Source organism: Saccharothrix obliqua, assembly GCF_019375475.1.
Classification (GTDB): domain Bacteria; phylum Actinomycetota; class Actinomycetes; order Mycobacteriales; family Pseudonocardiaceae; genus Actinosynnema; species Actinosynnema obliqua.
Genome location: NZ_JAHXGQ010000001.1, coordinates 586,660 through 610,546, shown reverse-complemented (window position 1 = coordinate 610,546; position 23,887 = coordinate 586,660). Strand labels below are relative to the sequence as shown.

11 protein-coding genes are annotated in these 23,887 nt (G+C 71.2%); 8 read left to right on the top strand and 3 right to left on the bottom strand.

The features are described 5' to 3' along the window. Positions 1-5: 5 nt before the first annotated feature. From KZQ38_RS03060 to KZQ38_RS03050, 3 genes are all read right to left on the bottom strand, one after another. Entirely contained in the window at positions 6-1,076 is a 1,071-nt protein-coding gene (locus KZQ38_RS03060) for an ABC transporter permease (protein WP_219438126.1), read from the bottom strand. After that, entirely contained in the window at positions 1,076-2,641 is a 1,566-nt protein-coding gene (locus KZQ38_RS03055; protein ID WP_219438124.1) for an ABC transporter ATP-binding protein, read from the bottom strand. The genes KZQ38_RS03060 and KZQ38_RS03055 overlap by 1 nt, the downstream gene beginning before the upstream one ends. Before the next feature lie 94 nt (positions 2,642-2,735). Beyond that, positions 2,736-3,872: a BMP family lipoprotein gene (locus tag KZQ38_RS03050; protein WP_219439306.1), complete on the bottom strand. Its 1,137-nt coding sequence runs from the start codon at positions 3,870-3,872 to the stop codon at positions 2,736-2,738. A gap of 321 nt (positions 3,873-4,193) precedes the next feature. Here KZQ38_RS03050 and KZQ38_RS03045 point away from each other — a divergent pair, with 321 nt between their 5' ends. The 8 genes from KZQ38_RS03045 (at position 4,194) to KZQ38_RS03010 (ending at position 23,876) form a co-directional block, all read left to right on the top strand. Next, the gene (locus KZQ38_RS03045) at positions 4,194-4,682 is read left to right on the top strand and encodes a YbaB/EbfC family nucleoid-associated protein (RefSeq protein WP_219438121.1); all 489 of its coding nucleotides are present in this window, start codon (positions 4,194-4,196) and stop codon (positions 4,680-4,682) included. A 17-nt stretch (positions 4,683-4,699) separates the two neighbouring features. Continuing rightward, positions 4,700-6,364, top strand: a complete 1,665-nt coding sequence (locus KZQ38_RS03040) for a WXG100 family type VII secretion target (protein ID WP_219438119.1) — start codon at positions 4,700-4,702, stop codon at positions 6,362-6,364. Positions 6,365-6,409: 45 nt separating this feature from the next. Beyond that, a complete protein-coding gene (locus KZQ38_RS03035; protein ID WP_219438117.1) occupies positions 6,410-18,892 on the top strand; it encodes a toxin glutamine deamidase domain-containing protein in 12,483 nt (4,160 codons plus the stop codon). 39 nt (positions 18,893-18,931) lie between these two features. Then, entirely contained in the window at positions 18,932-20,197 is a 1,266-nt protein-coding gene (locus tag KZQ38_RS03030) for a toxin glutamine deamidase domain-containing protein (protein WP_308258211.1), read from the top strand. 288 nt (positions 20,198-20,485) lie between these two features. Beyond that, complete coding sequence (sdhC, locus tag KZQ38_RS03025) at positions 20,486-20,908, top strand: succinate dehydrogenase, cytochrome b556 subunit (protein ID WP_219438113.1); 423 nt, start codon at positions 20,486-20,488, stop codon at positions 20,906-20,908. 1 nt (position 20,909) lies between these two features. Next, positions 20,910-21,320: a succinate dehydrogenase hydrophobic membrane anchor subunit gene (locus KZQ38_RS03020; RefSeq protein WP_219438111.1), complete on the top strand. Its 411-nt coding sequence runs from the start codon at positions 20,910-20,912 to the stop codon at positions 21,318-21,320. 22 nt (positions 21,321-21,342) lie between these two features. Beyond that, on the top strand, positions 21,343-23,094 hold the full coding sequence (sdhA, locus tag KZQ38_RS03015; RefSeq protein WP_219438109.1) for a succinate dehydrogenase flavoprotein subunit: 1,752 nt from the start codon (positions 21,343-21,345) through the stop codon (positions 23,092-23,094). Next, positions 23,094-23,876, top strand: a complete 783-nt coding sequence (locus KZQ38_RS03010; RefSeq protein ID WP_219438107.1) for a succinate dehydrogenase iron-sulfur subunit — start codon at positions 23,094-23,096, stop codon at positions 23,874-23,876. The genes sdhA and KZQ38_RS03010 overlap by 1 nt, the downstream gene beginning before the upstream one ends. The last annotated feature ends 11 nt before the right edge of the window (positions 23,877-23,887 follow it).

Sequence of the window (23,887 nt, the reverse complement as noted above, 5' to 3'; positions counted from 1 at the left end):
AGTGCTCACGAGGCACCCACCGTTCCCAGCTGCTTGCCGACCCGGCGCTGCTCGGCGGCCAGCTCGAACCGGCGGACCACCTCGTAGGCGACGACGACGGACAGCACGATCGCGCCCTGCATGATCGTCACGATCTCCCTCGGCACGCCGACGTTGTCCAGCGCCAGCCCCGACTTGTCCAGGAACGCCCACAGCAGCGCGCCGAACGCGATGCCACCGGGGTGGTTGCGCCCGAGCAGGGCGATCGCGATGCCGGCGAAACCGAGGCCCGCCGGGAAGTTCAGGTTGTAGGTGTGGTCGCGGCCGAGGATCTCCGGCATCGACACCAGGCCCGCGATGCCGCCGGACAGCAGCATCGCCACCAGCACCATCTTCTTCGCGTTCACGCCGCCCGCGGCGGCGGCCGTGGCCGATTCGCCGGACGCCTTCAGCTCGAACCCGAACCGGGTGCGGTTCATCATCACCCAGTAGCCGACGCCGAGCAGCGCCGCCAGGAACACCAGGCCGAACACCGTGCCGGCGGAACCCAGCGGGATGCCCGGCACCCAGCCGGACTCCGGGATCTCCGGCGTGCGGATGTTGTTGCCCCGCAGCTCGCCGAACACGTCCTCGCGGATCAGGTACGCGGCCAGGCCCAGCGCCAGGCCGTTCATCATGATCGTGGAGATGACCTCGTTCACGCCCCGGGTCACCTTGAGGACCGCGGGGATCGCCGCCCACAGCGCGCCCACCAGCGCGGCGACCAGGATGACCACCAGCGCGTGCAGGCCGGGCGGCAGGGCCAGCGATCCGCCGACCACCGCGGCGACCACCGCGGCCACGCGGTACTGGCCCTCGACGCCGATGTTGAACAGGTTCATCTGGAAGCCGATGGCCACCGCGAGCGCCGCGATGTAGTACGTGCCGGTGCTGTTGATGATGTCGACCGCGGTCGTGCCCTGGCCGACCTGCGACACCATCACGCCGAACGCGTCGACCGGGTTCGCGCCGGACACCAGCAGCGCGATGCCGCACAGCAGTGCGGAGAACAGGATCGCCAGGACCGGCGGCAGCAGTTTGCCGCGCAGGATGCCCATTACTCGCCGCCTCCCAGTTCCGCGACGGCGGCGCTGGTCGAGCCCGCGCCCGTCATCGCGCTGCCCAGGTCCTCGGGGGTGACCGAAGCCGGGTCCGCGTCGGCCACCAGCCGACCGCGCAGCATGACCTTGATGGTGTCCGACAGGCCGATCAGCTCGTCCAGGTCCGCCGAGATCAGCAGCACCGCCAGGCCACGCGCCCGCGCGGCCTTGATCTCGTCCCAGATCAACGCCTGCGCGCCGACGTCGACACCACGCGTCGGGTGCGACGCGATCAGCAGGACCGGGTCGCCGGACAGCTCGCGGCCCACCACGAGCTTCTGCTGGTTGCCGCCGGACAACGCCGCGGCGGGCACGTCGATGCCGGGCGTGCGGACGTCGAAGTCGGCCACGATCCGCTCGGTGTCCCGCTTCGCGCCCGCCAGGTCCAGCCACGGGCCCTTGGCCACCGGTTCCCGGGTCTGGTGGCCGAGCACGCGGTTCGCCCACAGCGGCTGCGTGAGCAGCAGGCCCTGGCGGTGCCGGTCCTCCGGCACGTACCCGATGCCCGCCTCGCGCCGCGCCAGCGTGCCCAGCCGCGTCACGTCGCGGTCCGCGAGCAGCACGCGGCCGTGGTGCGCCCGGCGCATACCCATGATCGTCTCGACCAGCTCGGTCTGGCCGTTGCCCTCGACACCCGCGATGCCGACCACCTCGCCGGAGCGCACCACCAGGTCGATGCCGTCGAGGACCGGGCGCGTGCCCTCCTCGGCGACCAAGCCCAGGCCCTCCACCCGCAGCACCACCCGGTCGGTGACGGTCGACTCGCGGGTCTCCGGGCTGGGCAGCTCGCTGCCCACCATCATCTCCGCGAGCTGGCGGGAGCTGACCGCCTTCGGGTCGGCCGTGCCGACCGTCGTGCCGCGCCGGATCACCGTCACGGAGTCGGCGATGGCACGCACCTCGTCCAGCTTGTGCGAGATGAACAGGAACGTGAAGCCCTGCTGCTGCATGGCGCGCAGGGTGGCGAACAGCTCGTCCACCTCCTGCGGCACCAGCACCGCCGTGGGCTCGTCCAGGATCACCACCTTGGCGCCCCGGTAGAGCACCTTCAGGATCTCCACGCGCTGCCGGTCCGCGACGCCGAGGCGCTCGACGAGCACCGCGGGGTCCACCGTGAGGCCGGTGGACTTCGCGAGGTCCAGGATCACCTTTCGGGCCCGGCCGCCGATGCCGTGCAGCGCTTCCGCGCCCAGCACCACGTTCTCCTGCACGGTCAGGTTGTCGGCGAGCATGAAGTGCTGGTGCACCATGCCGATGCCGGCGCGGATCGCGTCCGCCGGGCTGCGGAACCGGACCGCCTTCCCGGCGACCTCGATCGTGCCCTCGTCGGGGTGCTGCATCCCGTAGAGGATCTTCATCAGGGTGGACTTGCCCGCGCCGTTCTCACCGCACAGCGCGTGCACCTCGCCGGTCCGCACGGTCAAATGGACGTCGCTGTTGGCGACCACGCCGGGGAACCGCTTGGTGATGCCCGAGAGGACGACGGCCGGTGGGCCGTCGGTGGCAGGGGTGCTAGTGCTCATGGGGACTCCGTCTGGACTTCCGGCTCGCGCCGGGTGAAACCACGCGCTGGGCCCCGCGAGCGCGACTCGCGAGGCCCAGCGCGGTGCGACCGGATCAGCTCGACGGCTTGTCCGTGACCTTGATCTTGCCCTCGATGATCTGGCTCTTGTAGCCGTCGAGGACCTGCTTCAGGTTGTCGTCGATCTTGTCGCCGGAGGTGGAGTAGCCGACGCCGTCCACCTTCAGGTCGAACACCTTCGGGAAGTTGGCCAGGTCGTTCTTGGCCACCGCCTTCACGAAGTCGTACACGGCCACGTCCACGCGCTTGAGCATGGAGGAGACGATGACGTCCTTGGAGTCCGCGACCGTCGTCTGGTGGTACTGGTCGGAGTCGACGCCGATGGCCTTCACGTTGGCCGACTTCGCGGCGGAGAACACGCCCTTCCCGGACGCGCCAGCGGCGTGGTAGAGCACGTCCGCGCCGGCCTCGATCTGGCCCTTCGCGGCCTCCTGGCCCTTGGTCGGCTCCTGGAACCCGGTGAAGTCACCGGCCGGGGTCAGGTACTTCTTCTCGATCTTGATCTCCGGCGCGGCGGCCTTGGCGCCCTGCTCGAAGCCCGCGTCGAACTTCTGGATCAGCGGGATCTTCACGCCGCCGACGAAGCCCACGTGGCAGCTCTTCGACTGGTACGCGGCGATCACGCCGGCCAGGAAGGAGCCCTCCTCCTCGGCGAACACCAGCGGCGTCACGTTCGCCGCGCCGTCCACCGCGCCGTCCACGATGGCGAACTTGACGTTCGGGAACTCCGGGGCCACGACCTTCAGCGACTCAGCGTACGCGAAGCCCACGCCGATGATCGGGTTGAAGCCCTCGCTCGCGAGCTGGCGCAGGCGGGTCTGCTTGGCGTCCTCCGCCTCGTTCGGCGCGGCCGTCAACTCCTTGACCTCGGCCACGCCGAAGTCGGCCTTGGCCTTGTCCAGGCCGGCGGCGGCCGAGTCGTTGAACGAGGCGTCGCCGCGCCCGCCGATGTCGTAGGCGAGGCCCACCTTGAGGGCGCTGCCGTCCACCTTCTCCCCCGCCGAGGAACTGCTGGTGCCCGCACCGGCGACCGGCGGCTTGTCCGCCAGCTTGCACCCGCCCGACGCGTTGTTGTTGGCGGAACCGGAGCTGGACCCACCGTTGTCCTTGGCACAGGCGGCCATCGACAGAACGCTGGTCAGCGCGATCGCGGCCACCGCGATGCCACGCATTCGACGACGCACGGCTCGTCTCCCTCCCTGCTCTTCCTCGAGCAGACAACCCCCGACAACCATGTCGGCTTCCGAGTGGCGAACCGTACCCCGTGGTAACGAGCACCGCGCACGCACCGGCTCGCACGTGACCTAATCGTTGGTGCATCCGATCGCGACCGCCACTCGACGTGACCCGCCGTGTTCGCTGAGTTGGCCCAACTCACCGTCCGAACTGGGGAAACAGCGGGGCCGGACGGGCCCGTTGGCGGGGCGTTGGGATCGCGTTGGCGGCTCGCGGTGGACTCCAGGCTGCACCGGTGTTTACCCGAGGAGGTTGTCGTGGACCCCCGCCAGTGGCTGGACGACTACGAGGCGCGGTTGGGCGACCTCAAGCAGAAGTCCGACGCCCTCCAGGAGAACTTCGCCGCCGCGAACGGCCGGGTCACCAGCCAGGACGGCGCGGTCACCGTCACCGTCGGCCCCAACGGCGGGCTGCTCGGCCTCGAACTCGGCCACCGCGCGTGCGACCTCGGCCCGGCCCGGCTGACGGCCCTCATCCTCACCACGGCGCGTGCCGCGCAGCAGCAGGCCGCCCGCAAGGTGATGGAGGCGTTCGAGCCGATGGGCCTGGACACCGAGGCCATGCGCATGGTCATGGACTCGATGCCGGCCGACCCGGACGCCGACGAGACCGACGACGAACCCGAACCGGAGCCGGAACCGGAGCGACCGCCCGCACGGCCGCAGCCGGTGGCGCAACCGCGGCCGGCCGCCCGCCCCGCACGCCGCGCCGACGACGAAGACGACGACGACAACCAGCCCTGGTGAGCTAGGAAGGCCGTGCCATGACCGCCCCCGACAAGCCGATCGACTCGCCTCCCGGGATGGAGATCACGGAGGACAACAAGTTCAAGGGCTCGCTGTTCATCGAGGCGTTCGACGGGCTCATCGACTCCATCGGCAAGGACGCCGAGTCCGAGACCGAGCGGGTGCTGGACATCACGTTCAACGCGATCGGCGCGGCCTCCTCGGTGGTGATGTTCGCCTCCGACCCGTTCGGCAGCATCCTCGGCGCGGGCATCGGGTGGCTGATCGAGCACATCACGTTCATCCGCGAGGGTTTCGACCAGCTCATGGGCGACCCCGAGGACATCCAGAAGAACGTCGACGCCACCACCAAGCAGGCCGTCGAGATGCGGGTCCTGGCCGAGGACCACAAGCAGGGCCTGGCGAAGTTCGAGGGGTGGACGGGTCAGGCGTCCGAGCGCTTCCAGGCCAGCATGGAGGCGATGGGCAAGGAACTCGACGACATGGCCGGCGCGATCGAGACCAAGGCCAAGATCGTCGCCATCTGCGGGATGCTGGTGCAGGTCCTCCGCGACATCGTGCGGGACATGATCGCCCAGTTCCTGGGCTCGCTGCTGGCGGGCGCCATCGCCGCCGCCGCGGCGGCGTTCTTCACCTTCGGCGCGTCGATCGTCGCGTTCATCAGCTTCGCCGTCGCCCGCGGCATCGCGCTGGCCACGAACGTCGCGGCCCGCATCGCGCGCCTGGTCGCCGCGCTCGCCCGGCAGATGACCCGGATCGACGACCTGAACGGGATCGTCAAGAAGATCGGCAAGGGCTGGGACCGGTTCGAGAACATCGCCGACGTCGGCGAGATCGGCTGGGAGGGCTACAAGGCCCAGGACGACGTCAACAAGAAGATCGACCAGGGCAAGAAGGACGACGACGCCCAGGACAAGATCGACGAGGTCAACAAGGAAGCCGAGGCGGCCAACAAGAAGTACGAGGACGCCAAGAAGGAGGAGCAGAAGCAGACGGACGAGCTGAAGTCCGCCAACGACAAGCTGAAGGACGCCTCGGACCGGGCGGCGGAGGCCAACAAGAAGGCCAACGCGGCGGCGGAGGAGGTCAACCGCGCGGCGGCGTCGGGTGACCAGGCGGCCTTCGACCAGGCGAAGGCGAAGTACGACGCGGCCAAGGCCGAGGCGGACGCGGCACGTGCCGACGCGGCGCGGGCGGCCGACGTCGCGGCGAAGGAAGCCCGGGACGTGGCGGACGCCGCGAAGAAGTCCAACGAGGCGCTCGACGCCACCAAGCCGACCGACGAGGCGGCGAAGAAGGCGTACGAGGAGTACAAGAACAGCCAGGGCGGCGGCCAGCAGGACCCGGCCCGCTCGGCGGCGGAGGCGGACCTGACCGCGAAGAACGACGCGGCGAAGCAGGCCAACGCCAAGTACGAGCAGGCCAACGCCGCGTTCACCGAGGCGAACGCGAAGGCCATGGAGGCCAACGCGAAGGCGTTCGCGTCCGGCAGCGAGGCGGACATCGCCGCCGCCGAGCGCGCCGCCAAGGAGGCCGAGGACGCGGCCAAGCGCGCCGAGGCCGCGGCGGCCGAGGCCAAGGCGTCCGGCGAGGCGGCCAAGAACTCGTACAACGACTACAAGTCCAAGTACGACAAGCCCAGCGGCGGCAGCACGAGCCCCAACCCCAAGGTCCAGGTCTAGTCGCAGGTCTGGTCGGACCCGCCCAGTCGTCCGGAGATACCGCTCATGGCTCCCAAGAACCCCGGTGGCTCGAACCCGTCGCCGACGCCGGGACCCACCCCCGGCCCGTCGCCCACGCCGCCGCCACCCCCGGTGGGCGGGCCGACGGGTGGTTCCGGGTTCGGCATGAACGTGACCTCGATGGAGAACCTCCAGTCGAAGGCGGGGGACTTCCAGTCGCGGTTGAGCGCCATCACCAACGGCCTGCGTGGTTTGCAGCTCGGGCCCAACGCGTTGGGGCCGATCGGGTTGTTCGCGGTGCCGGCGTTGAACGAGTCGAACAACAACTCGGTGGCGCAGGCGGAGCGGGCGACGCAGACGTTCGGCAACGTCCGGGACGGTTTGAAGGCGACGCAGGAAACGCACGTCCAGACAGACAACAACAGCCGCAAGGAGTTCAACAAGTTCAACCCGGACTCGGGTGCGCAGCGCCCGCCCGGCCAGCCGGGCGGTGGACCGTCCGGCGGGCCGAAGTCCGGTGGGCCGAACGTGAGCAAGACGGACGGGCCCAAGGGCGGCGGCGGTCCCAACGTGCCGGGTGGCGGGAAGGGGCCGGGCGGTCCCTCGGTGAACCCGGCGAAGGGGCCGCGCGGTGGTGCCGGGACCGGGCCGTCCGGCGGCCCGAAGGGTCCGGGTGGGCCGGCCGTCGGTCCGGTGACCGGCCCGCGTGGTGGTGCCGGTGGGCCGGGCGGGAAGGGTCCGGGCGGTGCGGGCGGTCCTTCGGTCGGTCCGGTGACCGGGCCGCGTGGTGGTGCCGGTGGCGGGCCGTCCGGCCTGAAGGGTTCCGGTGGACCGGCCGTCGGGCCGATCACCGGTCCTCAGGGCGGTACCGGTGGCGGGCCGTCCGGTTTGAAGGGTTCCGGCGGGCCGGCGGTGAACCCGGTGACCGGGCCGCAGGGCGGTGCCGGCGCGACGCCGCCCGGTGGTGCGAAGGCGGGTGGCGGTCCCGGGGTCGGTGCGATCCCCGGTGTCGGCGGCGGTGTGCCCGGTGGTGCTTCGCCCGGCGGTGCTTCGCCCGGTGGCAAGGGCGGCGGCGTTCCCGGTGGCGGTGTGCCCGGCGGCGGTGTTCCCGGTGGCCAGACCAACCTGCCTCCGGGTGGGAAGACGGCGGCGGGTGCACTGCCCGCCACCGCCCCGCCCGTCGGGGCGGTGACCCCGGACGCGAAGGGCGGCTCCACGCCGCTCGCGGGAGGCGCGCCGCCCATGGGTGGTGCGCCGGGTGCGCCGGGTGGTGCGGGCGCGTCCGAGCGGTCGAGCAAGTACAGCGGTGGCCCGGCGAAGGGCGTGTTCGACACGCCCAAGGCCCCCATGGGCGACGGCACCATCAACAAGGCCCCGGCCAACACCTCCAGCACCCCACCGCCCGCGCCCAAGGCGACCATCTCCGCGCCGAGCCCCACCGGTGCGAGCCCGAGCGGTGCGAGCCCGAGCGGGACCGGCCCCAAGGCGACCGCTCCCAGCCCCTTGCCCACCGGCCCGACCACGGGTGCCACCCCACCCGGTTCCACCCCGGGCGGCCCGACCCCCGGTGCCGACCCGAAGCCGAGCACCGCCCCGCCGAACACGTCCGGCGTGCCGGGAGCGGTACCTCCCCCGATGGGCGCGAACCCCGCCGCGGGAAGCCCCAACACGGACCGGTCGAGCAAGTACCCCGCGGGTGGCGGCCCGGCCAAGGGTGTGTTCGAGACGCCGAAGAACCCGGCCCCGAGCACGATCGACAAGGCTCCGGCCACATCGCCCTCCACCCCACCGCCCGCCCCCAAGCCGACCCCGGTCAGCGGTCCGAACACCCCGTCGCCGCAGCCCAATTCGACCCAGCCGAACCCGGTCCAGCCCAACCCGACCCAGCCGAACCCCACTCAGCCCAACCCCACTCAGCCCAACCCCACCACGCCGCGCGCCGACACCCCCCGCGCCGACACCCCACCGCCCAACCCGACTCGCCCCGCGCCGCCCGCCCCCACGCCGGTGTCGCCGCAGGTCAACGCCCCGAACCCGACCAATCCCGGCCCGACCAACCCGCGGCCCGACGCTCCGCCCACCGCCACCCCCAACCCGGCGTCGCCGAAGCCGGATACGGCGGTCAACCCGCCGAACCCGAACCCGACCAACCCGCGCCCCGACGCACCGCCGGTCAACACCTCCAACCCGCGGCCTGACGCTCCGCCCACCAACGCGCCCAACCCGCGGCCCGACGCCCCGTCCACCACCACCCCCAACCCGGCGTCGCCGAAGCCGGATACGGCGGTCAACTCGCCGAATCCGAACCCGAACCCCACTCCCAACCCGGGCAACCCGCCCTCGGCCAATCCGCCGAAGGGACCCGAGGCGGACAAGCCCGAACCGTCGACTCGCGGGCCGGAGGCGGCGCCGGACGTCAAGCCCGGTCCCGTCCCCGTCGCGACGCTGGTCACGCCGGTCGGCCCGGTGCCGCTGCGCCCGGACGTCGCCGCCCGCTACCGCCCGGCACCGCTCGACCCCAACGCGCCGAACCGGGCCGGCGGGTCGAGTCGGGCCGGTGGGGACAGCCGGGCCAACACCGGGACCTTCAAGGCGAAGTGGAAGGACTCGGTCCGCAAGCTGTCGGACGTCTTCAAGATCGAGCCGAAGGCGACGCCGCCCGCCAACCGGCCACCGGTCGACGCCCCGCCCCGGCCGATGCCGGAACCCGCACCGCAGGACCTCGCCAGGGACGCCGCCAAGAACCCGGACACCGCGCGTGACTACGTCAACCGGGCGCTGGACGACAACAACCCGGCCAAGGCACGCATCCTCATCAACCGCATCACCGACCCGAACCTCAAGCAGGAGCTGCAAACCCGGTACGACGAGCACGCCGCCACCCGACCGGACGCCGAGGCCAAGGTCGAGGTGCCCAAGCAGATCCACTTCATGTGGTTCGGCAAGACGCCCGGCAAGGGCGAGGTCGACGGCATGGTGGAGTGGGCGAACCAGGCGAAGGACGCCAACCCGCCGTGGCAGGTCACGCTCTGGACCGACGACTCCTCGGTCAAGTGGGACAAGAAGACCGTCGCCAAGCTGACCGACGCGGGCGTCACGATCGACACCAGCACGCCCGACCTGGTCGACAAGCTGTCGCAGCAGGTCGAGGAACGCACGAACCCCAAGAACAACCACTCGCTCAAGGACATCTACGACCTGTCGTCCACCAAGGACGCCAAGGCGTACAACCTGATCTCGGACATCTCGCGTTACGCCGTCCTCGCCGACAAGGGCGGCATCTACGTGGACGCCGACATGCGGCCCGGGAACGTTTCCCTGAACCAGGTCGGCGACATGCGGATGCACCGCACCGACCTGCCGGTGCTCCCGCCACGCATCCGCGACGCCAACAGCGTCATCAAGGTGCTCAACGAGGCCAAGAAAGACGACCCGTCGATCGACGTCCCGAAGAACCCCGCCGCGGTGAAGCCGGAGCACATCCGGAAAGCGGCCGACATCCAGTACCAGAACGGGTCGCTCAACAACGGTTTCATCGTCACGCCGCCCAACTCCGACTTCATGCACACGCTGGCGGACGCGATCCCGAAGAAGTTCGCGTCGCTCCAGCAGATCAACGCCGACCCCAAGAAGTTGAAGGAGCAGGCGCCGGACGTCTCGGGGCCGAACGCGCTCTGGGGCGGCACGCTCAAGCCGGACCCGGTGATCGTGAAGTTCGCGACCGACCAGCTCGGACTGGGGCGACCGACCCCGTTCGGCACGGACGTGGACGTGCGGCAGACCGAGCTGCCGCTGCTGATGGACCCGGACCTGAAGGACAAGTTCGCCGGCGTGCTGTGGGTGACGCCGGAAAGCTCCAACCAGCTCGACTCGACGAAGAAGTTCTTCAGCTTCCGCGGCGCGCCCCCGACCGGACCCAACCCGAACCGCGGCCCGGCTGATCCCGCACCCAACGCGACCGGCCCGAACCCCGACGCGAACCCGAAATCGGCCGGACCCGCCCCCGACACGGCCAACCCGAGCGTGCCGACGCCGCCGCCGCTCCCGCCGGTGCACAAGGACGCCCCGCCCACCGTGCGCAGCGGTGGCGCGCCGCCGCCGTTGAGCCCGCCCGACCCGGACTCGCGCAAGGGCAAGGACGTCCTCAACGACGAGTCCTGGCGGCACGACCCGGCGAAGAAGGCCGACTGGTTCGACCCGAAGTCGCCCGCCGACCTGGACACCTGGGGCAAGCGCCGGGCGGACGCGCACGTCGCCACCGTCAACACGCAGGTCGCGGACGTCACCTCGGACAGCACGCCGTCGAACGTCCGGTCCTACCAGGGCCTGATCAACTACGACCTGCGCCGGATCGAGGTCGCGCCCGGCCGGTTCGTCCAGAACTACACGGTCAAGGTCAACCTGGTAGCGGGCCCGAACGTCGACCCCGCGGTGCTCGACACCGTCCGCGCGAACGCCCGCAACGGTGTCGACTCGCTGCTCAACCAGGGGCACCGCCTGCCGAGCGGCGACCAGTTCCACGTCACGCTGGAGTTCCCCGACAACCCGGCCGACGCCCACACCACCATCGAGGTCGGCGACACCGACACCGACCAGGTGCACTGGAACCCCAGCGCGAGCCCCGAGGTGCTGGCCCACGAGACCTTGCACTACCTGGGCGTCCCGGACGAGTACCGCGACCCCACCCGGGTCCTCCTCAAGCACGACGACAACTCCGGCGTCCACCAGGACGACGGCGGCATGATGGGCTCGGACGTCCACGGCGACGGCCCCGGTCTGCGGCCACGCCACCTGTGGCTGGTGGAGCGCACCGCGAACAGCCAGGTGACCGTCCCGGACACCCGCCTGGCCAACCCGGACACCACACCGGACCACTCCGCACCGACACCGCCGACCGACCGCGACGTGGACGGGCCGGGCACGCGGCCGGCGCCGAAGTTCAAGGTGCCCAAGCTGTTCGGCACCAACACGACCAACACGCCGGACGTCGAGGCGCACCCGATGCAGGACCTCGGGTCCAGCTCGACGAACACAAACACGAACACCAACACGAACACCAACGCCAACACCAACACCGCACCCGCCGTGCCGGAGATCCAGGTCATCGGTCCCGAGGGGACGACGAACGGCGACCAGGGCGGCAACGGGAACAACAACACCGGGCAGGCACCGCCGAAGGTGCTGCCGACCAAGAACCTCCCGGACTTCTTCCAGTCCGGCCAGGCGCTCGGCGCGATCGCCGTCACGGACGTCAAGAACGCGCCGGACGTGGTGAAGGCCGTCCAGGAGCTGGTGCCCAACCCGTCGAAGGTCCAACCCGTCGGCCTCGACGGCATCGCGACCGCGTTGGAGAACAACTTCGAGACGTTCCTCGGCGACGGCCGCAAGTTCCAGGTCAAGGTCGGCAACAAGTGGTTCGAGGCGAACGTCCGGGCCCACCTGGAACCGAACACCGCCGACCCCACGTCCGCCGCGCGCCCCAACACGAAGGTCGACTTCACCGCCAACAGCGGCACGTCGGCGAACACCACGAGCACCATCGCCACCAGCGACGAGATCGGGTTGAGCGCCACCGCGGGCGCGGGCGTCGGGCCGTACGGCACGCTGGGCGGCAAGGTCGCCCTCGCCCGCCCCACCCAGTCGACCAGCGTGCAGGCGGCCACCCTCGACCAACGCGCGATCCGCTCGGGCACGACGAGTTCGACCGTCGCGCCGCTGCCGGTGACCTACCACGTCACGGTCACCGACGCGAACGGCGCGGACGTCAACAAAGGCGACCCGAAGCAGGTCAACGGCGAGGTCACGCTCCAGATCCCGGACGAGCTGGTCGGGCTGCGCGAACCGGCCGCGCCGCAGAAGAAGGTGGTCGAGAACGGCGAACTCGACGGCAGGATCGAGCACGTCGCCCCGGAGGCGATCACCGACCTCGACTCGAAGGCCGCGTTCGACAACGTGGCCAAGGTGCTGCACCGCTCGGTGACCAAGATCGACGCGCCGGGCCGGGCCGCGCTCCAGGAGTTCCTGAGCCCCACCACGATCCGCGACAACTTCGGCGCGATGCTGGAGGGCTGGGTCACCTCGCCGGACCTGGTGAGCCCGAACGGCGGCCACGCGGGCGCGGTGCAGATGCGGGCCAAGATGACCGAGATCGAACTGGTCGGCACGCACGACAAGGCGCAACTGCGCCTGCACGACATCGCGACCGGCGGCACGGGCGTCACCGCGAACACCAAGAGCGGGTTCGACGTCAACGCCGCGTTCGGCGGCGGCGTGCAGCAGTCCGGGAAGCTGGGCGGCACGGCCGGGTTGACCGGCGGTGTGTCGTCCAAGATCACCAGCAGCACCAACGCGGGCACCAACACCGGCAACCGCTCCGGCATCCAGGTGAAGACCGACACCGGCCTCTACAAGGTGAAGGCGCTGCTGGAGGTCCGCACGCCGCACGGCAAGGCGGACCCGGTCGAGGTCACCGCGTACATGCGGGTCGGTATGCCGGAGGCCGCCGCGGCGAACCTGCCGGGCAGCAACCCGGACGCCTTCGTCCGGCCCGACACCGCGAACACCAAGTACGAGCCGCCCTACCTGGACGCGGAGCTGGCGGCGGGCAACATCAAGGTCGGCGAGTTCACCGGCGCGGCGAACGTGCAGACCGAGGTGGAGGCCGCGCTCAAGAAGCTGCCCGGCTTCGCGGACTTCCTGCCCAAGTGGACGGACCCGGACGGCAAGCCGCAGCACTACTTCAAGAACTTCAACGACATGGTCGGCCAACTGGAGAACCAGCGGAAGCTGGACGCGGAGCTGTCGCCGACCGCGTTGAAGGCCAAGATGGACAGCCTGCTCGGGCCCGGCGTGCAGGTGCAGCTCAAGCGGCAGGGCCTGGCCACCAACGACTTCGTCCAGGTCACCGTCAAGGCCAAGTTGTCCAAGCCGCAGCACCTCGGCGAGGTGGCCGGCCACAACGTGCGCAACTGGGCGGGCGCGGGACCGCGGCTGGACAGCTCGGTCACCACGCAGAAGGGCTGGAACGCGGGCGTGGAGGCCAAGGTCTCCATCCCGACCAAACCCGGCTCCTCCAGCCTCACCCCCACCCCGACCGCCGCCGTCAAGTACAACGACTCCACGTCGGTGCGGACCGCGGCGGGCCCGGCGGTGAACAGCTCCGGCCTGAACGTCGGCGCGACGAACGCCCAGGTGTTCCAGCACGACATCACGTTCGAGGTGGAGATCAAGGAGTTCAGCCGCAACCGGGCGTGGGTGAAGCGGGTGACGCCCGGTTCGCCGTTCCTCCAGGTGCCGAACCCGCAGACGGTCGCGAAGACCGGCGGCACCGGCAAGGTCACCACGATCCCCGAGATCAAGGGCGAGGTGCACCTCTGGGCGTCGGACAGCTCGACGTTCAACACCAAGCCGGGCCCCGACATCAAGCCGGGCCCGCCCCGGATCTCGCCCGCCAACGACCTGGGCGACATCAAGACGCTGCTCACCACCGCGCCCGTCAAGCCCGCGCCGGAGATCCTGCACGTGGAGGCGGTGGCGAACACCGACGCCGTGAAGCAGGCGGTCGTCCAGGCGCTCGACTCGGCGGCGGGCATGGACACGTCGCTGACGGCGGAGGGCTCGCACGCCCGCAACCAGATCGACAAGATGTTCAGCCCCGAGTCGGTGAAGGCCAACCTGACCCGGCTGGTCGAGACCGGTGTGCAGGAGGGCGGCCTCAAGTACGGCAGGCGGGTCACCGACCGGATCGGCGCGGTCGCCGTCAAGTTCGAGCTGGGCGACGCCAAGTTCGTGTCGTTCTCCGACACCACCGGCACGGAGAGCACCACCAGCGGTGGTTTCAAGGCGGCCGGCAGCAAGGTCGAGAACTCGTCGTGGGACGCCACGCTGGGCATGAACCTGCCCGCGAAGCCGGCGTCGAACGCGACGGGACAGGGTGCGGTCGGCGTCATCGGCAAGGTGAGCTTCCTGGGCAAGTCCACCACGACGGGCTCCGAGGTCGCGGGCAACGTGGACCGCGTCAAGGTCACGCCCGCCACCGGCCGCACCGTGCTGGTGCAGGTGGACGCGAAGGTGTCGGTGGTCGGCGAGAGCCGCACCGCCAACACCGTCCACAAGAGCACGCCGAACACCGCGGGCCGCACGGTGGACCTGCCGGGCGCGGTCTACCTGCGGGTCACCGAGGACGTGGCGCGGCAGATGGGCGCGCTGCCGGAGACCGGCGTGCACAAGCCGCAGCCGGTGCGGCCCGGTGACGTGGCCCCGCCGAAGACGCTCGACCCGAACCGGCCGGGCTCGCTCGGCCTCGGCATGGTCGAGAAGATGCCGACGGACCTGTCGACGCTCGTCACGGACCTGACGGCGGAACTCAACCGGATCGACCCCAAGCTGCTGCCGAAGTCCGTGCTGGACGACTCGATGAACAACCTCCAGCGCCTGGTGGACCTGACGTCGCCGACGAGCGTGAAGGCGCTGATGGACAGCGCGCTGGACGGCGGCGTGCCGCTGGTCGTGCACAAGCCGGGCACGTTCGGCAAGGACTCGTACCAGGTCACGCTGACCGCGGAGATCGCGAACAACCCGACGTTCACCGGTGTCGCGCACGACGGCGTGGACGTCGAGCACATCATCGCGGGCAGCACCAGGGAAGTCGACGGCCAGGGGCGCGGCAGCGGCTGGGGCGCGGGTCTCAAGCTGCCCGGCACGGCCCTGCCGGGTGGGGGCAACCCGAACGTGCCCGGTTCGGTGGGCGCGTCGGTCGCGGTCAACGTGGGCCACTCGACCACCACGTCCGTCACCGAGGGCACGGCCGCGCAGGTCGGCCACAAGCGGGTCGGCACCGGTCCGGTCGCGAAGTTCGACGTGCCCGTGCGGTTCAAGCTGGAGGTGCACCAGGGCGACAAGCTGATCGCGCGGGCGGGCGGCGACACGCCGAGCACCGTGGGCATCCGCCTGCACGCCGACAACCTGAAGATCGCGGCGCCCGCGCCGGCCCCGAACACGACGGCCGCCCCCGCGCCGTCGCCGATCCAGCCGAAGGACAAGTCCGAGGCCGGGAAGGTCGACCAGTGGCGGGCGGGCGGCAAGCCGCCGGTGACCCTGCCGCCCGGCGCGTCCGTGGAGAACCTGCGCGGCGTGCGGGACCTGCGCGAGGCGGCGCTCACGGCGTTGACCCGGGCCGAGGCCGACCCGAAGCTCACCGGCCGGGGCACCGACTCCCGCAACGCGTTGCTGGCGGCGCTCAGCTCGGAGACCCTCCAGTCGCACCTGCCGCGGATGCTCTCCGGCGCGATGGACGTGCCGGGCCTGCACGAGGCCGCGTTGACGTTCAGCCAACACGCGGACGTCAAGGTCTACGCGAAGCTGGTCGACCCGAAGCTGGCCGGCCTGAGCGACGGCGTGAAGCTGGAGAACCCGCGGACCACCGTGTCCACGACGTCCAGCGACGCCAAGAAGTCCGAGTCGAACGACGTGGTCGTGGGCCTGGGCGCGGGCGGGTTGACGTCCAAGAGCCCCGAGGTCACGTTCAGCACCAGCGGCCTGGAGTTCAAGCACGCGGGCGAGGTGTCGGACACGTCCAGCGGCGGCACGACCCACAACCAGATCAACGACCTCAAGCGCGAGGGCCGGACCAGCCTGGTGGAGTTCGGCGTCGAGTACCGGATCGTCGCGGACCTCGGTAACGGCAAGGTCGGCGTGGTCGACCTGGTCCTGCCGGAGGGCGCGCAGGTGCGGATGCCCGCCGCGGACGCGGAAACCGTGCTCGGCAAGAAGTTCGACGGCCTGGGCGGCGCGCAGCAGAACGTGAAGGACACCGCCGCGACGTGGCGGACGGCCGAAGCGGCGCTGGAGACGGCACGCCTGGACGCGGAGCAGCGCGTCGGCCCGATCGCCGACAACGCCGCCGCGGCCGCGAAGGCGCTGGCGGCGGCGCAGGGCGCCCTGGGCGACGCGCGTGCCGAGGTCGCGCCCCACCAGGCCCGGATCACCGACCTGACGACGAAGGTCGGGGCCGAGCAGGCGAAGGTCGACGCGGCGCAGGGCGTGCTGGACGCGCGTGCCGCCGACGTGCAGACCGCGCGGCAGGGCGTGGCCGACGCGCAGGCCGCCGTCGACACCGCGACCGGGGACGTGCGGGACGCGAACACCGCGTTGGACGACCTGGACCAGCAGGTCGACCAGGCGGCGCGGGACGTCGCCGACGCCGAGGGCGGCCTGGCGAACGCGGAGCGCGCGCTCGCCGACCACCGCGCCGACCGTCCCGCGCCGGAACCGGGTGTGGTCGACCCGGTGGAGACGACGCTCGAACTGGACGTGGCCGACGCCAGGGCGACCCTGGACGCGCGGCGCGGCACGCTCGAGAACCTGCGTGGCCAGGTGCCGGGCGCGCAGCAGGACCTGCGTGACCGCCAGGCCGCGCAGACCGACGCCCAGCAACGGCTGCGGAACGCGAACACCGCGCTGGGCGAGGCGAACGCCCGCCTGGACACCGCCCGGACCGGGCTCGACACCGCCCGCGCCGACCTGGCGAAGGCCGACCGGGACCTGGCCGACGCCCGCACCGCCGCCGAACCGGCCCGAGCCCGGCTCGACCAGGCGCAGCAGGCGCACGACACGGCCGCCAACGCCAAGGCCACGGTGGACCAGCAGCTCGCCGAGGCACGCGACGTGGCGAACGACGCCCTGGACGACCTGCGCCGCACCGCCGACCAACGCCTCCAGGACTGGTGGCGCGCCAAGCAGGAGATCGACCGGCGGATCACGGACCTCAACAACACGCCGCCCCCCGCGCCGAACGCCGGACCCCCGCCGAACAACCCGCAGAACAACCCGCCGAACGCTGCGTCGAGCACCACGCAGGCGAGCAGCTCGCGCAGCGTCCCGTTGCCGAACGTGGTGAGCGCCCGGCCCGCGCCGCCCACCGGTGGCACCACGGCCACCAGCGGGTTGTTCACGCCGGCCGCGTCGAACGGCGGGCCGTCGACGGCGCTGTTCGGCAGCGCGTCGACGGCGGCGTTCGGCGCGCCACCCGACGGCACCGGCACCACCTCCACCAGCAGCACGCCCACCACCGCACCGCCGACCACCACGCCACCGCCGGCCGCCCCGCCGACGACGACGACAACGACGACCGCACCACCGGCTGCCCCGCCACAACCCTCGCCGGCGCAGCGGAAAGCGTTGCGGGACAAGGCCGCCGCCGACTTCGCGGCGAAGCAGGCGGCCGAGCGGACCGCCGAGCGCAACGGCCTCGCCGCGCGGCAGCAGACCGCCAAGGCGCAGGCGCTCGACGCGGTGACGGCCCGGCACAAGGCCGAGTACGACGCGGAGAGCAAGGCCCTGGCCCAGCGGCTGACCGCCGAGCAGGCGCAGGTCTCGGCGAACCTCGACGCCAAGCAGCAGAACGACCGGGCGCAGGCCGCGAACGCGTTCGCGGAGCGGATGCGCGTCGAGCGGGAGCGGGCGGCGCAGCAGCTCGCCCAGCAGCAGCAGGCCGAGCGGCAGCGGGTGGTCGCCGAGGTCACCCAGCGGCAGGAGCAGCAGCGGCAGCTCGCCGAGGCGCAGATCCGGCAGCAGCTCGCCGCCGCGCCCGGCACGTTCGACCCGAACGAGGTGTGGCAGCGGTTCCTCACCGGGCAGGAGACCGAGCGGCAGCAGGCGGAGCGGGACCTGCTGGCCCGGCAGCACCAGGAGGACCAGGACACCGGGCAGCGGTTCCAGACCTGGGCGGCCGACCAGCAGAAGATCGCCGAGCAGGAGTTCGACGACCGGGCCCGCGCCGAGCGGCAGCAGGTGGAGCAGCAGCTCAAGGCCAAGCAGGACCAGGAGCGGCAGCAGGCCGAGCAGAACCTGACCAACCGGCAGGCGCAGGAGCGGGCGCGGGAGGAGCAGCGGATCGACACCGCGCAGGCCGCCGAGCGCACCGCGTTCGAGCAGTGGCTCGCCGCCCGGCAGGACGCCGACCACCAGGTCGAACTCCAGCGGTGGCTGCCCCCGGGCACCACCCACTACCAGGCGTTCGCCGACGACGCCGCGGCCGGGCAGTGGGCCGACACCACCTACCCCGGCCTGGCCACGATCAACCAGGCGAACTTCCGGGCGGGCGTGCCGGGTCACGACGTGAACTGCACGCACTGCGTGATCGCGACGCACGAGACGCTGCACGGTCAGAGCGTGGTGGCCAACCCGCGGCCCGCGCCCGCGCCGGGCGCGTTGCTGGAGAACCACTTCAACGCGAAGTTCCAGCCCGCGGCCAACTACTACGAGGTGGCGGACCACCTGGCCGCGCAGCCGGGCAGGCACGTCAGCGTCGGCATCACCCGCGCCGACGGCACCGGGCACGTGTTCAACGCCTGGAACGACAACGGGAAGATCACGTTCTACGACGGCCAGGCGCACCGCCCGGCCCGGCTGGAGCGGGACCCGGCGAGCATCCAGTTCATCCCGCTGCCGGACCTGCCGCGCCCCGCGCCACCACCGACCACCACGACACCGCCGACGAGCGCTCCCCCGGCGCAACCGGTGCCGTAGCCTCGCCCGACGCAGGAGAAGACGACCGATGAGGTGCGTGTGACGCAACCACGGGGCACTGCCGAACAGTGGCTCGACCGGGTCTACGGCGGCGCGGTGGAGCCGACCAGGTTCGCGCTGCTGGAAACGCCGCGGGTGGCCGTGTTCGGCTGCCGGTTCCGCGAGGGCGGGCAGCCGATGCTGGCGGGCGCGGTGGCCGTGCCGGTGAACGGCGACGCACCGTACCCGCTGCCCAACGACCGGCCGTTCGGCGACCTGGGCATCGGCGACGAGGACGCGGGCGACTGGCGCGCGCCCGCCGAGCGCGACTGGGCGTGGCGGGTCAACGCCCGCAACTGCGTCGTCGCGGTGGACGCGACCGTGGGCCGCGCACCGGCGTCCGCGCTGGCGTGGCGGCCGGGCGACGAGCACCCCCGGTGGTGGGACCGGCTGCGTGCCGACCACTTCGCCGACGCCGAGGTCGCGTCCTGCGCCGACTGGGGTCAGGTGGTGGCGGCGATCCGCGACGGCGGCCCCGACACCAGGGGCGTGGTGTGGGTGCGGCGCGAGCTGGTGGGCGTCGAGGTCACCGGTCACCTGCTGTACGCGCACCACGACCGCGGCGAGGTCGCCGTGCTGGACGGCATGACCGGCGGTCCGGCCGACCTGGAGACCGCCACCGTCGGCGGCCTGGTGGTGGCCCGCTTCCACCGCGCCCGCCCCGCACCGGAACCCGACGTCGAGGACCTGGCCGCGGCCGTCCGCAAGGCCGAGCGCCACCTCGCCGACGCCTACCGGGACGAGGTGGTCCTGGTCGACCCGTCGCCGGCGGACGAGTTGGCGCGCGGCTGGCTGTTCGCCTGCACCACGCGTGCCCACCTGGCCTCCGGCGACCCGCGCGACCAGATGCTGGACGCGGCCCTGGTGGTGCCCAAGGCCGCCCACGCCGCGCCGTTCGCGCTGCCCAACGCCGACCCGTGGCCGTGGTTGGAGCGCTGGAACGCGGGCGAGCACACCACCCCGCCGCCCGCGCCGGGTCCGGCGGCCTGGTTCGGCCCGACCGTGGACCGGCTGGGCGAGGTCGAGGGCGCCAGCACCCACACCGCCTGGGCGGGCGTGCTGGACGAGTTCGCCCACACCCCGGTGGGTGCGAAGGCACTCGTCTGGATCCGCCGCCGCGACCGCCGTGGCCGCGAGACGGTGGGCCACGTGCTCAACGCGCGACGCGCGGAGGGCGGGCTGGAGCTGGCCGACGGCACCCGCCGGGAGCCGCCGCCGCTCACCGACGAGGGCGTCCTGGCCCTCCACGTCATCCGCTACCGCTAACCCCATGAGGTGAATTGATCCAGCGCCGGCCACCCGCCGCCTGCTCGGTGGCGAACGCACCGCTCAACGGTGGACGGGCCTTTCGACCGCCGCGGAACGGGGTGCGGCCCACCGGGTTCCGGGCGGCCCCGCCACGCCGCCGGTGGCAGCGCATTTGACCACTGTTCTGTCGCTCACAGAGAGCGGCGGCCGTTGGGTCGTCCGGAGGACGCGGGTCTAGCATCCGAGGGTCAAGGTCCCCTTACCACGGGGAGACCAGTCCACCACTGACGCTGGAGGCCGTTGCGCATGGCCGGCACCACCGCAACAGAGCGGTCGGGCACCTCCAAGGGAGGCGGCACGCTCTACCGTGGCGATCTGGGCATGTGGTCCTGGGTCGCCCACCGCATCACCGGTGTGTTGACGTTCTTCTTCTTGTTCGCGCACGTCCTGGACACCGCGCTGGTGCGCGTGTCGCCGGACGCGTACGACAAGGTCATCGAGACCTACAAGAACCCGATCGTCAACCTGTTCGAGGTCGGGCTCGTCGGCGCGGTGCTGTACCACGCGCTCAACGGCGTCCGGGTGATGCTCGTGGACTTCTGGGCCAAGGGCCCGAAGTACCAGCGGCAGATGCTGTGGGCGATCCTCGCCGTCTGGGTCCTCGTGATGATCCCGGGCGTGTACTTCATGATGGAGCGCACCGTGTCCGAGATGTTCGGGGGTCAGTGAGATGAGCGAGCTGACCCTGGACAAGCCGCGTTCCCCGCGCCGCCCGGCGGCGCGCCGCAGCAACGGTGAGCTTTACAGCTGGCTGTTCATGCGCATCTCCGGCGTGGCGCTGCTGGTGCTGGTGCTGGGCCACCTGTTCATCATGAACATCCTCGACGGTGGCGTGCACCGCATCAACTTCGGTTTCGTGGCGGGCCGCTGGGCGTCGCCGTTCTGGCAGTTCTGGGACCTGGCGATGTTGTGGCTGGCGCAGATCCACGGCGGTAACGGCCTGCGCACGGTCATCAACGACTACGCCCGCAAGGACGCCACCCGGTTCTGGCTCAAGGTGCTGCTCTACGTGTCCATGGTGCTGATCATCGCCCTCGGCACGTACGTGATCTTCACCTTCGACCCGAACATCACCGACTGATCGCCGCGGGGAGTACCTCGACATGCAGTTCCACAAGTACGACGTCGTGATCATCGGCGCGGGCGGCGCCGGGATGCGCGCGGCGATCGAAGCCGGCCAGCGCGCGCGCACGGCGGTGCTCACCAAGCTCTACCCCACGCGGTCCCACACCGGCGCGGCGCAGGGCGGCATGTGCGCCGCGCTCGCGAACGTGGAGGAGGACAACTGGGAGTGGCACACCTTCGACACGATCAAGGGCGGTGACTACCTGGTCGACCAGGACGCCGCCGAGATCATGGCGAAGGAGGCCATCGACGCGGTCCTCGACCTGGAGAAGATGGGCCTGCCGTTCAACCGCACGCCCGAGGGCAAGATCGACCAGCGGCGGTTCGGCGGTCACACCCGCAACCACGGCGAGGCGGCGGTGCGCCGGGCCTGCTACGCGGCGGACCGCACCGGCCACATGATCCTCCAGACGCTGTACCAGAACTGCGTCAAGCACGGGATCGAGTTCTTCAACGAGTTCTACGTGCTCGACATCTGCCTGACCGAGACCGAGGACGGTCCGGTGTGCACGGGCGCGGTGGCCTACGAGCTGGCCACCGGCGAGATCCACGTGTTCCAGGCGAAGTCGGTGGTGTTCGCGACCGGTGGTTTCGGCAAGGTCTTCAAGACCACCTCGAACGCGCACACGCTGACCGGTGACGGCATGGGCATCGTGTTCCGCAAGGGCCTGCCGCTGGAGGACATGGAGTTCTACCAGTTCCACCCGACCGGTCTCGCGGGTCTGGGCATCCTCCTGACCGAGGGTGCGCGCGGCGAGGGCGCGATCCTGCGCAACGCGTCGGGCGAGCGGTTCATGGAGCGTTACGCGCCGACCATCAAGGACCTCGCGCCACGCGACATCGTGGCGCGCTCGATGGCCCTGGAAGTCCTCGAAGGACGCGGCGCCGGCCCGAACAAGGACTACGTGCTGCTGGACTGCACGCACCTGGGCGCCGAGGTGCTGGAGACGAAGCTCCCGGACATCACCGAGTTCGCCCGCACCTACCTCGCGGTGGACCCGGTGAAGGAGCCGGTGCCGGTGTACCCGACGGCGCACTACGCGATGGGCGGCATCCCGACGAACGTGCACGGCGAGGTGCTGCGGGACAACGACCACGTGGTGCCGGGCCTGTACGCGGCGGGCGAGTGCGCGTGCGTCTCGGTGCACGGCGCGAACCGCCTGGGCACGAACTCCCTGTTGGACATCAACGTGTTCGGCCGCCGCGCGGGCATCGCCGCCGCCGAGTACGCCAACGCCCACGAGCACGTGGAGCTGCCGGAGACCCCGGCGAAGGCGGTCGAGGAGCAGCTCGCGCTGGTGCTCTCCGAGCACGGCCACGAGCGGGTGGCGGACATCCGCACCGAACTCCAGGCCACGATGGACGCGAACGCGTCGGTGTACCGCACGGAGGACACGCTCAAGCAGGCGCTGCACGACGTGCAGGCCCTGAAGGAGCGTTACCAGCGGATCACCGTGCAGGACAAGGGGAAGCGGTTCAACACCGATCTCCTGGAGGCCGTGGAGCTGGGCTTCCTGCTGGAGCTGGCGGAGGTTCTGGTCGTGGGCGCGCTGGCGCGCAAGGAGTCCCGCGGCGGGCACGCCCGCGAGGACTACCCGAACCGCGACGACACGAACTTCATGCGCCACAGCATGTACTACAAGGAGGGTGAGGGCATGGCGGCGGACATCCGCCTGGACTACAAGCCCGTGACGTTCACCCGGTACCAGCCGATGGAGCGCAAGTACTGATGACCGCTACCGCTGAAGTGTCCACCGGCTCCCGCGGCGCGCAGCCCCCGGTGCCGGACGGCGCGATCACCCTGACCCTGAAGGTCCGCCGGTTCAACCCGGAGGTCGACGACGAGCCGCGTTGGGACTCGTTCGAGATCCCGGCCCTGCCGACCGACCGCGTGCTGAACCTGCTGCACTACGTGAAGTGGTACCTGGACGGGACGCTCACGTTCCGCCGGTCGTGCGCGCACGGCATCTGCGGCTCGGACGCGATGCGCATCAACGGCGTCAACCGCCTGGCCTGCAAGGTGCTGGTGAAGGACCTGCTGGCGGGCGGCGGCAAGCAGACCACGATCACCATCGAGCCCATCAAGGGCCTGCCGGTGCACAAGGACCTGCTGGTCGACATGGAGCCGTTCTTCGAGGCGTTCCGCGCGGTCAAGCCGTACCTGATCACCTACGGCAACGAGCCGACGCGCGAGCGCGTCCAGTCGGTCGCCGACCGCGAGCGCTTCGACGACACCACGAAGTGCATCCTGTGCGCCTGCTGCACGACGTCGTGCCCGGTGTACTGGACCGAGGGCTCCTACTTCGGCCCGGCGGCGATCGTGAACGCCCACCGCTTCATCTTCGACTCGCGTGACGAGGGCGCGGAGGAGCGGCTGGACATCCTGAACGACATCGACGGCGTGTGGCGCTGCCGGACGACGTTCAACTGCACGGACGCGTGCCCGCGTGGCATCCAGGTCACGAAGGCCATCCAGGAGGTCAAGCGCGCGCTGCTGTTCAAGCGCGTCTGACGTAGCAACGC

Excerpts from the sequence above, each read along its gene's own strand:
- KZQ38_RS03020 (WP_219438111.1), top strand. The coding sequence starts at position 20,910 with ATGAGCGAGCTGACCCTGGACAAGCCGCGTTCCCCGCGCCGCCCGGCG.
- KZQ38_RS03040 (WP_219438119.1), top strand. The coding sequence starts at position 4,700 with ATGACCGCCCCCGACAAGCCGATCGACTCGCCTCCCGGGATGGAGATC.
- KZQ38_RS03010 (WP_219438107.1), top strand. The coding sequence starts at position 23,094 with ATGACCGCTACCGCTGAAGTGTCCACCGGCTCCCGCGGCGCGCAGCCC.
- sdhA (WP_219438109.1), top strand. The coding sequence starts at position 21,343 with ATGCAGTTCCACAAGTACGACGTCGTGATCATCGGCGCGGGCGGCGCC.
- sdhC (WP_219438113.1), top strand. The coding sequence starts at position 20,486 with ATGGCCGGCACCACCGCAACAGAGCGGTCGGGCACCTCCAAGGGAGGC.
- KZQ38_RS03035 (WP_219438117.1), top strand. The coding sequence starts at position 6,410 with ATGGCTCCCAAGAACCCCGGTGGCTCGAACCCGTCGCCGACGCCGGGA.
- KZQ38_RS03050 (WP_219439306.1), bottom strand. The coding sequence starts at position 3,872 with ATGCGTGGCATCGCGGTGGCCGCGATCGCGCTGACCAGCGTTCTGTCG.
- KZQ38_RS03060 (WP_219438126.1), bottom strand. The coding sequence starts at position 1,076 with ATGGGCATCCTGCGCGGCAAACTGCTGCCGCCGGTCCTGGCGATCCTG.
- KZQ38_RS03055 (WP_219438124.1), bottom strand. The coding sequence starts at position 2,641 with ATGAGCACTAGCACCCCTGCCACCGACGGCCCACCGGCCGTCGTCCTC.